Raw genomic sequence first — 13,590 nt, forward strand, 5'->3', positions numbered from 1 at the left:
GGGGCCGAGCCGCGGCGGCGGGTAGGATCGTGCAGATGTCCTCGTCAGCTCGCGAACCCGGGCGCGAGGCGCACCCGTCCCCGTTCGTCGAGATCGTCCGCTCCGATTGGGCCGAGCTCGCCCGCAGCACCGAGCTGCCGCTGAGCGAGACCGAGGTCGTGCAGCTGCGCGGGCTCGGCGACCGGCTGAGCCTCACCGAGGTCGCCGAGGTCTACCTGCCGCTGTCGCGACTGCTCACCCTCTACGCCGGGGGCGCGCGCCAGCTTCACCGGGCGACGAGCACGTTCCTCGGCGAGCGCGCGCAGCCCACCCCGTTCGTGATCGGCGTGGCCGGGTCGGTCGCGGTCGGCAAGTCGACCATCGCCCGCCTGCTCCGCGAGCTGCTCGCCCGCTGGGACGACACCCCGCGCGTCGAGCTGGTGACGACCGACGGCTTCCTCCTGCCCAACAAGGAGCTCGAGCGGCGAGGGTTGATGAGCCGCAAGGGCTTCCCGGAGTCGTACGACCGCCGGGCCCTGCTGCGCTTCGTCTCGGAGGTGAAGGGCGGGGCCGCCGAGGTGCGCGCGCCGTTCTACTCGCACCTCTCCTACGACATCGTGCACGACGCGGAGATCGTGGTCCGCCGACCCGACGTGCTGATCGTGGAGGGACTGAACGTGCTGCAGCCGCCTGCGCCCGGCCACGGCCTCGCGGTCAGCGACCTGTTCGACTTCACGGTGTACGTCGACGCGCGCACGAGCGACATCGCGCGCTGGTACGAGGAGCGCTTCCTCGCCCTCCAGCAGGGCGCCTTCGCCAGCCCGACCTCGTACTTCCACCGCTACGCCTCGCTGACGCCGGACGAAGCGCGCGCGCAGGCCCGCAGCATCTGGTCCTCGATCAACGAGCCGAACCTGCTGCAGAACGTGCGGCCGACCCGCTCCCGCGCGAGCCTCGTCCTGCGCAAGCAGGCCGACCACACCGTCTCCTCGGTGCTCCTCCGCAAGATCTGACGACGGATCGCCGACGGCTCACCTGCTGACGACGGCGGGTCTCGATGCACGCCTCCGGCGCTACTCCACCAGCATGCGGCGAGCAGGCCGAGTCATGCCGTGCGTCGTCGACCAGCACACAGCGAGCAGGCGGAAGCATGCTGATCGAGTAGCCCCGCAGTGGCGGATCGAGATCCCCGGTCAGCGGCTCCGGCCGCTAGGACGCGACGCGCAGCTGCTCGAGCACGACCGCCGCCAGCGACTCCGCCAGCCGGTCCGCGGTCTCCTTCGTGGAGGCCTCGACCATGACGCGCACCATCGGCTCCGTGCCCGAGGGTCGCAGCAGGACGCGCCCGCCGGTGCCCAGCTCCGCCTCGGCCGCGGCGATGGCCGCCGCGATCACGGTGTCGTCGTGCACGCCCTCGCGGTCGACGCCGCGGACGTTGACGAGCGTCTGCGGGAACACGCGCATCACCGAGGCGAGCTCGGCGAGCGTCTTGCCGCTGCGCGCCATCTCGGCCGCCAGCTGCAGGCCCGTGAGGACGCCGTCGCCGGTCGTGGCGAAGCGGCTCATGATGACGTGGCCGGACTGCTCGCCGCCGAGCGAGTAGCCGCCGTCGTTCATGGCCTCGAGCACGTAGCGGTCGCCCACGCCCGTCTCGATCACCCGGATGCCGGCGTCGGCCATCGCGGTCTTGAGGCCGAGGTTGCTCATCACCGTGGCGACGAGCACGTTGTCGCGCAGGACGCCGCGCCGCGCCATCGAGGTCGCGAGGATCGCCATGATCTGGTCGCCGTCGACGACGCGCCCCTCGGCGTCGACCGCCAGGCAGCGGTCCGCGTCGCCGTCGTGCGCGATGCCCACGTCGGCGCCCGCTTCGCGGACCGCCTCGGCGACGTGGTCGAGATGGGTCGAGCCCACTCCGTCGTTGATGTTGATGCCGTCCGGATCGTTGCCGATCACGGTGACGGTCGCGCCGGCGTCGGTGAACACCTCGGGCGAGATCCCTGCGGCGGCACCGTGCGCGCAGTCGATGACCACGTGCAGTCCGTCGAGGCGGGTGCTGCCGAGCGAGCCGAGCAGGTGGAGGACGTAGCGGTCCTCGGCGTCCGCGAAGCGGCGGATCCGGCCCACGTCCGGGCCGAGCGGCGTGAGCGGCGGGACGCCCAGAGCCGCCTCGATGCGGTTCTCCAGCTCGTCCGGCAGCTTGCGACCGCCGGCCGCGAAGAACTTGATGCCGTTGTCGGCGGCGGGGTTGTGCGACGCCGAGATCATCACGCCGAAGTCGGCGCTCTCGTCGGCGATGAGGTACGCGGCGGCGGGCGTCGGGATCACTCCCGCGTCCAGCACGTCGACGCCGGCGCTCGCGAGCCCGGCCGCGACGGCGGCACCGATGAACTGACCCGAGATCCGAGGATCGCGGGCCAGGACGGCGAGGGGCCGACGGCCCTCCGCCCGGGCGGCCGCACCGAGTACACGGGCGGCCGCCTGGGCGAGGCCGAGGGCCAGGTCGGCCGTGACATCGCGATTCGCGAGGCCACGGACGCCATCTGTTCCGAACAGGCGCGGCATGATGCCAGTCCCCTTCTGAAGCTGCTGATCGGCGGCCGCGGGGGCCGCAGCGATTAGCGCTTCGAGAACTGGGACGCCTTGCGGGCCTTCTTGAGACCGGCCTTCTTGCGCTCGATGACGCGAGCGTCGCGGGTGAGGAAGCCGGCCTTCTTGAGGACGGCGCGGTTGTTCTCGCGGTCGATCTCGTTCAGCGCACGGGCGATCGCGAGGCGGAGCGCACCGGCCTGGCCGGAGGGGCCGCCGCCGGTGATCTTCGCGACCACGTCGTAGGAGCCGAGGAGGTCGAGGACCTTGAACGGGTCGTTGATCAGCTGCTGGTGCAGCTTGTTGGGGAAGTACTCCGCGAACTCGCGGGCGTTCACGGTCAGGCTGCCGGAGCCCGGGACCAGGCGCACGCGGGCGATGGCCTGCTTGCGACGGCCCACGGCTGCGCCGGAGACGTTGAGGACGGCGCGGGGCGTCGTGGACGCCTCGGTGGCCGGGCTTTCGGTGGAGTAGCTCTCGGGAGCCACGTCGATCTGGTCTGCGATCTTCGCCACGGTGTAGGTGATCCTTTGTCTTCGAAGTCTGGGGTGTCGGGGAGGGCCGGAGCCTACTGGGCGACCTGGGTGAAGGCGTACGCCTTGGGCTGCTGAGCCGCGTGAGGGTGCTCGGTGCCCGTGTAGACCTTCAGCTTGCGCAGCTGCGCACGACCGAGGGAGTTCTTGGGGAGCATTCCGCGGATGGCCTTCTCGACGGCGCGGATCGGGTTCTTCTCGAGGAGCTCGGCGTACGTGGTGGCCGTGAGGCCGCCCGGGTAGCCGGAGTGGCGGTACGCCTTCTTCTGGAGGAGCTTCTGGCCGGTGAGGGCCACCTTCTCGGCGTTGACGATGATGACGAAGTCGCCCATGTCCATGTGCGGCGCGAACGTCGCCTTGTGCTTGCCGCGCAGGAGCGCAGCGGCGTGGGTGGCCAGACGGCCGAGCACGACGTCGGACGCGTCGATGACGATCCAGTCGTGCTGGACGTCAGCCGGCTTCGGAGAAAAAGTGCGAGTCACGTGAGTGCTGCTTTCTGATCGGAGTGAGGAGTTCGTGAATCCCGCTCCGTGGCCGTTCGACCCGCGAGGGGGCCGAACCGATCCGGTGGAGGGCTCAACTTCGGGTGCCGGCATGCGGCCGAGAACACCAAGGGTCGACAGTACAGCAATCCGCACCGGAGCGGAAGCTCGCGCTCGCCCGCCGCCGCCCGCCGAGGGGCGGCCCGGCTCAGGAGGGCCCCTGCCCCAGCGCGGTGAGGGCGTCCGTCGCGAGCTCCTCCAGCGCGGCCTGCCCGCCGACGTACGACCGGAGCGAGAGCAGCCGGTCGCCCATGAGCACGACGACCGCCGCGGCCGGGTCGGCCGCCGGATCGCCGGCGCGGAAGAAGGCGACGTCGCCGAGCCCGCTCGGCTCGACCGGACCGGCGGACTCCTGTGCGGCGAACGCGCTCGTGCCGGCGCCGGTCGCCGTCTGCAGGACCAGCGCGGCGGGGTTCCCCGCCATCGCCCAGGTGCAGCCGGAGCCCTGATCGGAGCTCGTCACGAACCCCTCGGGCAGCTCGAGCACGGCCTCGATCGTCTCCACCGGCAGCACCGCCGCGCAGTCGAGCTCCTCGACGCTCGCGGCGGCGGACGGCGCCGGCGCGGGAGCGGTCGGCTCCGCGGGGGGTCCGCCACTCGGCGCGGTGGACGGGACGGCGGTCGGCGGCGCCTCGTCCGGCACGTCGATCGTCGATGAGGAGCATCCGCCGAGCAGCAGCGCCGCCGGCAGGACGAGCGCGGCGGCGAGAGCGGCCGCGCGGCGGTTCCCCAGGATCACGCGTCGTCCTCCCCCTCGGCGTCCCCGCCCGGCAGGGTGCGCTTCACCCGGGTGAGCACGGCCCGCTCGGCCAGTTCGGAGTCCTCAGGGTAGTCGACCTCGCGCAGGACGAGACCGCGCGCCGGCATGACGGCGAAGGCGTTGGTGCGCCGCGCGGCGTCCCGCAGCAGCGGGAGCTCCCCCGCGTCCAGCTTGCCGATCCCCACGGCCACGCAGGAGCCGACGAGCGCTCGCACCATGCTGTGGCAGAAGGCGTCGGCGCGCAGGTGCGCGTGCAGGACACCGTCCGCGTCCCGCTCCCAGGTGAAGTCGAGCAGGCTGCGGATGGTGGTCGCCCCGACGCGCGCCCGGCAGAACGAGGCGTAGTCGTGCAGGCCGAGCAGGGATTCCGCGGCGCCCGCCATCAGAGTCTCGTCGACCGCCTCGTTGATCCAGGTCGTGTAGGCGCGCTCCAGTGGCCGGCGGAGCGAGGACCGGTCCGCGAGCCGGTACTCGTAGCGCCGCCAGCGCGCCGAGAAGCGGGCGTCGAAGCCCTCGGGCGCCCGCGAGACCCGGTGCACGGACAGGTCGGAGTACTGGCCGAGGATCCCCTGCAGCTTGCGCTGGAGCACGACCTCCGGCTCGACGGCCTCGGTCCCGGCGCGGGGCCGGCCGTTCAGGCGCGACCACTGCTGCGGGGTGAGATCGAGGTGCGCTACCTGGGCGCTCGCGTGGACACCTGCATCCGTCCGGCCGGCGACCGTGACGACCGTCCGCTCCTCGGAGCGCAGCAGGAGCCCGAGCGCGTCCTCCAGGACGCCCTGGACGGTGCGGAGACCGGGCTGCAGCGCCCAGCCCGCGAAGTGGGTGCCGTCGTAGGCCAGATCGAGGCGGACACGGCGGAGCACCCGACGAGTCTAGATCGTCCGCGAGGACGGCCCGGAGCGATCGGCAGCGGCGGATCAGCCCGCGGACAGCCGCACACCGAGCGGGTCGAGGACGGCGACCGCCCAGTCCGCGAGCACGTCCTGATCCCCCACGTACGACTCGACGTGCACCTCGTAGCCGCCCGCGAGCACGGCGAGCTCGGACGGCGTCGTCGGCGAGCCCTCGAGCCGGTAGGCCGCCTCGCCCAGCGGGGCGGAGACGGCGCCGACCGCCTCGCCCGCCCCGATGAACGTCTCCGCGAGGCGCGCGGGTCCGACGCGGACGACGACGGCGGACGGATTGCCGGCGACGGCGTAGGAGCAGGTGTCGCCCGACTGCTGCAGAGCGGCCGTGCCCGCGGGCAGCCCCACGGCGCTCTCCACGGCGGCGGGCGGCAGCGCGGTCGAGCAGTCCAGCTCGGGCGACGCGGGGAGGTCGGCCGTGGCGGACGCCGTCGGTGCCGCCTCGGGTGCGGCGAGGGAGCTCGGAGCGGCGGTGCGCGCCGACTCCGGCACGTCGAGGACCGGGGCGGAGGAGCAGCCGGCCAGCAGGATCGTCGCCGCGATGACGAGGAGCGGGTGGTGCGGACGCACGGGGCACCTCCTGCTGGGCGGCGGGGGCGGGGTCCGGGATCCGGTCGCGCCCCGCCCTGCCGGGGGAACGATTCCGCCATCGTAAGCGACGTTCCGCGCCACCGAGCACGTCAGGGACCGCCGCTCGGGACGACGAGAGCCCCCCGCCCCCGGAGGGGCGGAGGGCTCTCGAGACGTGCGCGGGACTACTTGGTCTCGGCGGCCGTCTCGACCGGGGCGTCCTCGACGGGCGCGTCCTGGACGGTCGCGTCGGCCTCGGTCGTGTCGGCGACGGGCGCCTCCTCGACGGGGGCGTCCTCAACGACGGTCTCGTCCTCGACCGGAGCCGAGACGGGAGCGGCGGCGGTGCGCGACTTCTTGACCTTCGGCGTCACGGGCTCGAGGACGAGCTCGATGACGGCCATGGGCGCGTTGTCGCCCTTGCGGGGGCCGATCTTCGTGATGCGGGTGTAGCCGCCCTCACGCTCGGCGACGAGCGGCGCGATCTCGGTGAAGAGCTCGTGCACGACGCTCTTGTCGCCGATGGTCGCGAGGACGCGGCGGCGGGCGTGCAGGTCGCCGCGCTTCGCGAACGTCACCAGACGCTCGGCGAGGGGACGCAGGCGCTTGGCCTTGGTCTCGGTCGTCTTGATGCTCTTGTGCGTGAACAGGGCCGCGGCCAGGTTCGCGAGCAGCAGACGCTCGTGTGCGGGACCGCCTCCGAGGCGGGGGCCCTTCGTGGGCTTGGGCATGGCTTTACTCCAGTACTAAAGGGGTGTCAGAAGGTCGAACGCCGGAGCGGAGACCTAGATGCTCTCGTCGTCGTAGCTGTAGAAGTGGGCGCCGTCGAACCCGGGGACCGAGTCCTTCAGCGACAGGCCCAGCTCCGTCAGCTTCTCCTTGACCTCATCCACCGACTTCTGACCGAAGTTGCGGATGTTCATGAGCTGCGTCTCCGAGAGGGCGACGAGCTCGTTGACGTTGTTGATGCCCTCGCGCTTGAGGCAGTTGTAGCTGCGCACCGAGAGGTCGAGGTCCTCGATGGGCATGGACAGCTCGGTCGAGAGGACGGCGTCGACCGGCGCGGGGCCGATCTCGATGCCCTCGGCCGCGTTGTTCAGCTCGCGGGCGAGTCCGAACAGCTCGGTCAGGGTGCGACCGGCCGACGCGATGGCGTCGCGCGGCGTGATGGCCGGCTTCGACTCGACGTCGACGACCAGGCGGTCGAAGTCGGTGCGCTCGCCGGCACGGGTGGCCTCGACGCGGTAGGTGACCTTGAGCACGGGCGAGTAGATCGAGTCGACCGGGATCTGGCCGGCCTCGGAGAACTCGCTGCGGTTCTGGGTCGCCGAGACGTAGCCGCGGCCGCGCTCGATGGTGAGCTCGAGCTCGAACTTCGCCTTGTCGTTCAGGGTCGCGATGACGAGGTCCGGGTTGTGGATCTCGACACCGGCCGGAGCCGAGATGTCGGCGGCGGTGACCTGGCCGGCGCCCTGCTTGCGCAGGTAGGCGGTGATCGGCTCGTCGTGCTCGGAGGAGACGACGAGTCCCTTGATGTTCAGGATGATCTCGGTGACGTCCTCGCGGACGCCCGGGACGGTCGTGAACTCGTGCAGGACTCCGTCGATCCGGATGCTGGTGACAGCGGCGCCGGGGATGGAGGACAGCAGGGTGCGACGCAGCGAGTTGCCGAGCGTGTAGCCGAAGCCGGGCTCGAGGGGCTCGATGACGAAGCGGGAACGGAACTCCGAGATGTTCTCCTCGGTGAGCGTCGGACGCTGTGCGATAAGCACTGTTGATTCCTTTCGATCACGTGTCCGCTATATGACACGTGCGTTTGCGAGTCTGAAGTTGTGAAAGAAATGCGCGATCCGCCGGCCGGCCTCACGCCGCGCTGGAGAGCGCGGGGTGCGGCCGGCCGACGGCTGCGAGTGCTGCGTTAGACGCGACGGCGCTTCGGCGGGCGGCAGCCGTTGTGCGCCTGCGGGGTGACGTCGTTGATCGAGCCGACCTCGAGGCCGGCGGCCTGGAGCGAGCGGATCGCGGTCTCGCGACCCGAGCCCGGGCCCTTCACGAAGACGTCGACCTTCTTCATGCCGTGCTCCTGCGCCTGACGCGCGGCCGACTCGGCAGCGAGCTGGGCGGCGAACGGCGTCGACTTGCGCGAGCCCTTGAAGCCGACTCCACCGGACGAGGCCCAGCTGATGACGGCCCCGGCGGGGTCGGTGATCGACACGATGGTGTTGTTGAACGTCGACTTGATGTGGGCCTGGCCCACAGCGATGTTCTTCTTCTCCTTGCGGCGCGGCTTGCGCGCGGCCGACTTGGGGGTAGCCACTTGTTATCTCCTCTAGGTCCGTGTCGCCCGCGTTACTTGCGGCCGGCCTTCTTCTTGCCGGCGACGGTGCGCTTCGGGCCCTTGCGGGTGCGAGCGTTCGTCTTGGTGCGCTGTCCACGGACCGGGAGGCCGCGACGGTGGCGGATGCCCTCGTAGGACCCGATCTCGACCTTGCGGCGGATGTCGGCGGCGACCTCGCGGCGGAGGTCTCCCTCCACCTTGTAGTTGCCCTCGATGTAGTCGCGGAGCGCGACGAGCTGGTCGTCGGTGAGGTCCTTGACGCGGATGTTGCCGTCGATCCCCGTGTCGCTCAGCGTCTTCAGCGCGCTGGTGCGGCCGACTCCGTAGATGTAGGTCAGTGCGACCTCCACGCGCTTCTCGCGCGGGATGTCTACTCCTGCCAGACGTGCCATGGTGGCTTCTCCTGTGAGTGAGTGGAGGTGTGAAGCAACGTCGGTGCCTCGGCCTCCGACCGAAGGTGTCCTCGCCGTTCACCCCAGGAGACCCGGGGCGCTGCGCGATTTCTGACGTTGCGGGGTGGTGTGTTGCCGTGCTGCTGGGCGGTTTCCCGCCCGCGCTCCTCGCAGGAGCGCCGGGAGTCCCGGAGGACTAGCCCTGGCGCTGCTTGTGGCGGGGGTTGCTGCTGCAGATGACCATCACGTTGCCGTGGCGGCGGATGATCTTGCAGTGGTCGCAGATGCGCTTGACGCTGGGGTTGACCTTCATTGTTCTGTTCCTTGTTTTCGCTGGCGTCGTGCTCCCGGCGGATGCCGGGGCCGTTCCTTACAGGACACGCACGTCGCGAACTGAGCGGAGCGAACGTCTACTTGTAGCGGTAGACGATCCGGCCGCGGGTCAGGTCGTAGGGGCTGAGCTCCACGATCACGCGGTCCTCGGGGAGGATGCGGATGTAGTGCTGACGCATCTTGCCCGAGATGTGGGCGAGAACCTTGTGTCCGTTGGTGAGCTCCACGCGGAACATCGCGTTGGGGAGCGCCTCGACAACCGCACCTTCGATTTCGATGACACCGTCTTTTTTGGCCATAGCCTCACTGTCGTTCGGAAGTAGTGTGTGTACTGGTCGTGCGAATGCTTCCGCGACGATCCTCCCCCGGGCGGAGCCCGGAAGGCGGTGCGCGGGCGTGCCGGAGCACGCGCAAACACCAAGGGTCGATACTACGCGAATCCCCGCTTCTCCGCCAGCCCGGGCGTGTCGCCGGTGGGCGGCGCGCTGCGCGCCGCGGGCGACGGGCACGGCGGCCGCCGCCTAGGCTCTCCCACGTCGAAGGGACCGCGGATGGCGCGCACGGAGAAGACGACGGACGGCACCCCGGCGAGGAGCCGGCGGAGCTGGTACTCCCACCCGCTGGTCACCGTGCTGGTCGCGATCGTCGTCATCGCCCTCGTGCAGACGTTCTTCGTGAAGGTGTACACCGTGCCGACCGGCTCGATGGAGAACACGCTGCAGGGCGGCGGCTTCTTCGGCGACCGCATCCTGGTCGACCGCACCGCGGCCCTCCAGGGCGAGCCGGAGTCGGAGCAGATCGTCGTCTTCTCGCGGGACGCGCGCTGGGGTGCGGCCGATGCGGTCGGCAACCCGCTCTCAGAGGCGGTCAAGTACTTCGGCGACGTGACGAGCATCGGCCCGTCGCACGAGGAGTTCCTCGTGAAGCGCGTGATCGCCGTCGGCGGCCAGACGGTCTCCTGCTGCGACGCCGAGGGGCACGTGCTCGTCGACGGGCAGCCGCTCGTGGGCGACTACGTCTTCGAGGACTTCCCGTTCACCCCTGGCACCCAGGACTGCGACTCGCAGCCGGCCTCCGCCCGCTGCTTCCAGGAGTACACGGTGCCCGAGGACACGCTCTTCGTCCTCGGCGACCACCGCTCCAACTCCAACGACTCGCTCGGCGACTGCCGCGGAGCGCCGGGCCCGATCGACTCCTGCGTGAAGACGGTGCCGATCGAGCGGGTGGTCGGGCGCGTCTTCGCCGTGGCCTGGCCGCTGACCCGCTGGCGCCTCTTCTAGTCCGGCCCGCCCCGGAACCGCGAAGGGGCGGGGCCGGATGCCGGAGCACCCGATCCCGCCCCGTCGGACGCGGACCCGCGAGGATCAGCCGCGGACGACCGCGACGACCTGCGCGAACAGCGGGTGGTCCGCGCCGAGCCCGGTCACCTCGGCGACGAAGTCCTCCGGCGACAGCGCGGCCAGCTTCTCCTTCAGCTCGACGCTCTGCGGGTCCTCCGGCACGTCGAAGCGGAGAGCCGCGCCGATCGCCGTGAGCAGACCGCTCGGCACGTGGCCGCGCTCGGCGAGCTCGGCCGCCGGGCCGATGAAGCGCTCGTGCCGCGAGAGCTTGCGCAGCGGCTGGCGACCGACCCGGTCGACCGTGTCGGTCAGGTGCGGGTTGGCGAAGCGCTTCAGCGTCTTCTGCAGGTACGCCTCCTGCTCCTCGTCGCTGAAGCCGTGCTTCTCGACGATCAGCGTCTTGGTGTCCTCGAGCGCGGTCTTCACCGCGTCGTGCACCTCGGGCAGCGCGAGCGCATCCGACAGCTTGTGCGCGCCGGCCGCGAAGCCGACGTAGGCGGCGGTCGCGTGGCCGGTGTTCACCGTGAAGAGCTTGCGCTCGATGAACGGCTCCAGGTCGTCGACCCAGGTCGCGCCGGGGATCTCGGGCTCGGAGCCCTCGAAGGGCGTGCGGTCGACGACCCACTCGAAGAAGCTCTCGACCGTGACGTCGAGGCCCTGGCCGGCGTCCTGGTTCGGCACGATGCGGTCGACCGCCGTGTCGGCGAAGACCGCGCGGGTGCGCAGGCGCTCCCACTCGTCCGCGCCCAGGCTGGCGGCGACCTCGGTCTGCAGGAGGCGGGTCGCGTTGATCGCGTTCTCGCAGGCCATCACGGCCAGGCGGGGCGCCGACTCCGCTCGGGCCGCGAGGCCCTTCGCGATGACCGGAGCGACGAAGCGCAGGATGTTCGGGCCCACCGCGGTAGTGACGATGTCGGCGGCGGCGATCTCGCGGACGAGCGCCTCCTCGTCGCTGCTCGAGTTGATCGCGCGGAAGCCGTCGACGACGTGGGTCGCGGGCGACTCCCCCACCTCGTGCACCTCGTAGCTGTCGGCGGCGGCGAGCTGGTCGATCAGCGCCGCGTTGACGTCGGCGAAGACGAGCTCGTAGCCGGCGCCGTGCAGGATCAGTCCGACGAAGCCGCGGCCGATGTTGCCGGCGCCGAAGTGGACGGCGGTGGGCATCAGGAGTTGACCTCGCCCAGCAGCGCGTAGAGCGCCTGCGCGTCCGGGGCGTCGAGGAGCTTCTGCACCTCGTCCTCCTCGGAGAAGATGATCGCGATCTTGGAGAGGATCTCGAGGTGCTCGTTGTTCACGCCGGCGATGCCGACGACGAAGCGGACCTCGTTGCCGTCCCAGTCGATCGGCTGCGCGTAGCGGACGAAGGACAGCGCCGAGGAGCGGATCTCGTCCTTCGCGTCGTTCGTGCCGTGCGGGATGGCGAGCAGGTTGCCCATGTAGGTGGAGACGGTCGCCTCGCGGGCGAGCATCGCCTCGTGGTACGCGGGGGTGACGGCGCCGACGCCGACCAGCATGTCGGCCGCCTCCTTGATGGCGGTCTCCTTCGACGTGGCGGTGCCGGAGGCGTTGATCTGTCCGATGGTGAGCACATCGCTCATGGCGTGCGTCCTTTCCGTGGAGTGGTGAACGAAGGAGGGAACCCGCAGGGGCGAGCGGAGCGTCTCCGCCACGTCGCACCCTACGGGCTCCCTCAGGGGTGTTCCCGATTACTTGCCGTGCTGCTCCGCGACGAGCGAGACGACCTCGTCGTACTTCGGGCTGTTCATGAAGTTGTCGACGGAGACGTGGATCGCGCCCGGCGTGCGCTGGCGCGCCCGCTCGGTCAGCTCGGCCTGGGTGATGACCAGGTCGACGTCGTCCTCGAGGGCCGCGATCGCCTTGTTGGTGACCGTGACGTCCTCGAAGCCCGCCTTCTTCATCTTGTTCCGCAGGACGGACGCGCCCATGGCGGACGATCCCATCCCGGCGTCGCAGGCGAAGACGATGTTGCGGACCTGGGTGGCGGTGGCGGTCGCCGAGGCGCCGTCCTGGTTGGAGGCGCCGCTCGCGTTGAGGAGCGAGCCGACGGCGCTCTCCTTGCCCTTGTTGGACGAGTTGGCGGCCACGGCGGCGGCGAGCTTGTCGTCACCGGCGGCCATCGCGTCGAGGTCGCGCTTGCGGCTGCCGCGGATGATGAACGACGCGACGACGAACGACACGGCCATCGAGAGCAGGACCGAGAGGATCACGCCGAGGTAGCTGTCCCGCGAGGTCTGCAGGAGCACCGCGATGATCGATCCCGGCGATGCCGGGGCGACGAGGCCGGAGTCGAACGCGACGTTGGTCGCGACGCCGGTCATGCCGCCGAGGATGACGGCCGCGACGAGCGCGGGCTTCATCAGCACGTAGGGGAAGTAGATCTCGTGGATGCCGCCGACGAAGTGGATCAGCGCGGCGCCGGGAGCGGAGCCGCGTGCGATGCCCACACCGAAGATCGCGAAGGCGAGCAGCACGCCCATGCCGGGGCCGGGGTTGGCCTCGAGCAGGAACAGGTACGACTTGCCCTGCTCCTGCGCCATGACGGTGCCGAGCGGGGTGAGGACGCCCTGGTTGATGGCGTTGTTGAGGAACAGGATCTTGGCCGGCTCGATGAAGATCGAGGTCAGCGGCAGCAGGCCCGCGTTCACCAGGAGGTCGACGCCGTCGCCGAGGATCTTGGTGAGGAACGAGATGATCGGGGCGATGCCGAAGAACGCGCCGAGCGAGAGCAGCATGCCGAGGATTCCGGCGGAGAAGTTGTTGACCAGCATCTCGAAGCCGGGCTTGATCTTGCCGTCCCAGATCGAGTCGACCTTCTTCATCAGCCACGCGGCCAGCGGGCCGATGATCATGGCGCCGAGGAACATCGGGATGGTGGCGCCGACGATGACGCCCATGGTGGCGATCGAGGCGACCACGCCACCGCGCTGGCCGTAGACCATGCGGCCACCGGTGTTCGCGATGAGCAGGGGCAGCAGGTAGGTGATCATCGGGGCGACGAGACCCACGTACTGCTGGAAGGTCGCGCCGTCCTCACCGGCGGCGAGCTGGGTGCGGGCACCCTCCCAGCCGATCTGGGCTGCGTCGCCGAAGCCGCCGAGGATGCCGTTGGGCAGCCAGCCCGCGGCGATGAAGAGCGAGGTGATGAGACCCCACGCGATGAAGGCCGCGATGTTCGGCATGACCATCCCCGAGAGGAAGGTGCCGAATCGCTGGACGTGGACGCGCGTACCTCCGCGCGTCGACGTCGCTGACGTCGTTGTCATGTGGTGTGTTCTCCGATTCTGA

The 13,590-nt window shown here is 70.5% G+C and carries 17 protein-coding genes; 2 read left to right on the plus strand and 15 right to left on the minus strand.

Annotated features, from left to right (window positions below; genetic code table 11):
- Positions 1 to 35 precede the first annotated feature (35 nt).
- Positions 36 to 992, plus strand: coding sequence for a type I pantothenate kinase (gene coaA, locus HRK28_RS05015; protein ID WP_160087647.1), 957 nt, complete (start codon positions 36 to 38; stop codon positions 990 to 992).
- A 196-nt stretch (positions 993 to 1,188) separates the two neighbouring features.
- On the opposite strand, the gene glmM is transcribed toward coaA, so the two are convergent.
- From glmM to infA, 12 genes are all read right to left on the minus strand, one after another.
- Positions 1,189 to 2,544, minus strand: a complete 1,356-nt coding sequence (glmM, locus tag HRK28_RS05020; protein ID WP_160087646.1) for a phosphoglucosamine mutase — start codon at positions 2,542 to 2,544, stop codon at positions 1,189 to 1,191.
- Between the two features lie 53 nt (positions 2,545 to 2,597).
- Entirely contained in the window at positions 2,598 to 3,083 is a 486-nt protein-coding gene (gene rpsI / locus HRK28_RS05025; RefSeq protein WP_160087645.1) for a 30S ribosomal protein S9, read from the minus strand.
- A 53-nt stretch (positions 3,084 to 3,136) separates the two neighbouring features.
- Positions 3,137 to 3,583: a 50S ribosomal protein L13 gene (rplM, locus tag HRK28_RS05030; protein WP_160087644.1), complete on the minus strand. Its 447-nt coding sequence runs from the start codon at positions 3,581 to 3,583 to the stop codon at positions 3,137 to 3,139.
- A 208-nt stretch (positions 3,584 to 3,791) separates the two neighbouring features.
- Entirely contained in the window at positions 3,792 to 4,382 is a 591-nt protein-coding gene (locus HRK28_RS05035; RefSeq protein WP_173250603.1) for a hypothetical protein, read from the minus strand.
- Complete coding sequence (locus HRK28_RS05040; RefSeq protein WP_173250604.1) at positions 4,379 to 5,269, minus strand: tRNA pseudouridine synthase A; 891 nt, start codon at positions 5,267 to 5,269, stop codon at positions 4,379 to 4,381. The genes HRK28_RS05035 and HRK28_RS05040 overlap by 4 nt, the downstream gene beginning before the upstream one ends.
- 54 nt (positions 5,270 to 5,323) lie before the next feature.
- A complete protein-coding gene (locus tag HRK28_RS05045) occupies positions 5,324 to 5,881 on the minus strand; it encodes a hypothetical protein (protein ID WP_173250605.1) in 558 nt (185 codons plus the stop codon).
- 185 nt (positions 5,882 to 6,066) lie between these two features.
- Positions 6,067 to 6,612: a 50S ribosomal protein L17 gene (gene rplQ / locus HRK28_RS05050; RefSeq protein ID WP_173250606.1), complete on the minus strand. Its 546-nt coding sequence runs from the start codon at positions 6,610 to 6,612 to the stop codon at positions 6,067 to 6,069.
- Positions 6,613 to 6,666: 54 nt separating this feature from the next.
- Positions 6,667 to 7,653 carry a DNA-directed RNA polymerase subunit alpha gene (locus HRK28_RS05055; protein ID WP_123445069.1) on the minus strand — a complete coding sequence of 329 codons (987 nt, stop codon included), beginning with the start codon at positions 7,651 to 7,653 and terminating at the stop codon, positions 6,667 to 6,669.
- 146 nt (positions 7,654 to 7,799) lie between these two features.
- Entirely contained in the window at positions 7,800 to 8,198 is a 399-nt protein-coding gene (gene rpsK, locus HRK28_RS05060; RefSeq protein WP_056037257.1) for a 30S ribosomal protein S11, read from the minus strand.
- A gap of 32 nt (positions 8,199 to 8,230) precedes the next feature.
- Positions 8,231 to 8,611 (minus strand): 30S ribosomal protein S13, encoded by a 381-nt coding sequence (rpsM, locus tag HRK28_RS05065; RefSeq protein ID WP_056037260.1) that lies wholly within the window; start codon positions 8,609 to 8,611, stop codon positions 8,231 to 8,233.
- Between the two features lie 196 nt (positions 8,612 to 8,807).
- Positions 8,808 to 8,924, minus strand: a complete 117-nt coding sequence (rpmJ, locus tag HRK28_RS05070) for a 50S ribosomal protein L36 (protein WP_055787164.1) — start codon at positions 8,922 to 8,924, stop codon at positions 8,808 to 8,810.
- Between the two features lie 97 nt (positions 8,925 to 9,021).
- On the minus strand, positions 9,022 to 9,243 hold the full coding sequence (infA, locus tag HRK28_RS05075) for a translation initiation factor IF-1 (RefSeq protein ID WP_022883252.1): 222 nt from the start codon (positions 9,241 to 9,243) through the stop codon (positions 9,022 to 9,024).
- A 252-nt stretch (positions 9,244 to 9,495) separates the two neighbouring features.
- Between infA and lepB the strand changes: the two genes are divergently transcribed.
- Positions 9,496 to 10,224, plus strand: a complete 729-nt coding sequence (lepB, locus tag HRK28_RS05080; protein ID WP_160087639.1) for a signal peptidase I — start codon at positions 9,496 to 9,498, stop codon at positions 10,222 to 10,224.
- 84 nt (positions 10,225 to 10,308) lie between these two features.
- On the opposite strand, the gene HRK28_RS05085 is transcribed toward lepB, so the two are convergent.
- The 3 genes from HRK28_RS05085 to HRK28_RS05090 form a co-directional block, all read right to left on the minus strand.
- Positions 10,309 to 11,448: a mannitol-1-phosphate 5-dehydrogenase gene (locus HRK28_RS05085; protein ID WP_173250607.1), complete on the minus strand. Its 1,140-nt coding sequence runs from the start codon at positions 11,446 to 11,448 to the stop codon at positions 10,309 to 10,311.
- On the minus strand, positions 11,448 to 11,882 hold the full coding sequence (locus HRK28_RS20000) for a PTS sugar transporter subunit IIA (protein WP_160087637.1): 435 nt from the start codon (positions 11,880 to 11,882) through the stop codon (positions 11,448 to 11,450). The genes HRK28_RS05085 and HRK28_RS20000 overlap by 1 nt, the downstream gene beginning before the upstream one ends.
- Before the next feature lie 108 nt (positions 11,883 to 11,990).
- Complete coding sequence (locus HRK28_RS05090) at positions 11,991 to 13,568, minus strand: PTS mannitol transporter subunit IICB (RefSeq protein WP_123702120.1); 1,578 nt, start codon at positions 13,566 to 13,568, stop codon at positions 11,991 to 11,993.
- Between the last annotated feature and the right edge of the window lie 22 nt (positions 13,569 to 13,590).

Source organism: Rathayibacter sp. VKM Ac-2835 (assembly GCF_013266705.1).
GTDB lineage: Bacteria > Actinomycetota > Actinomycetes > Actinomycetales > Microbacteriaceae > Rathayibacter.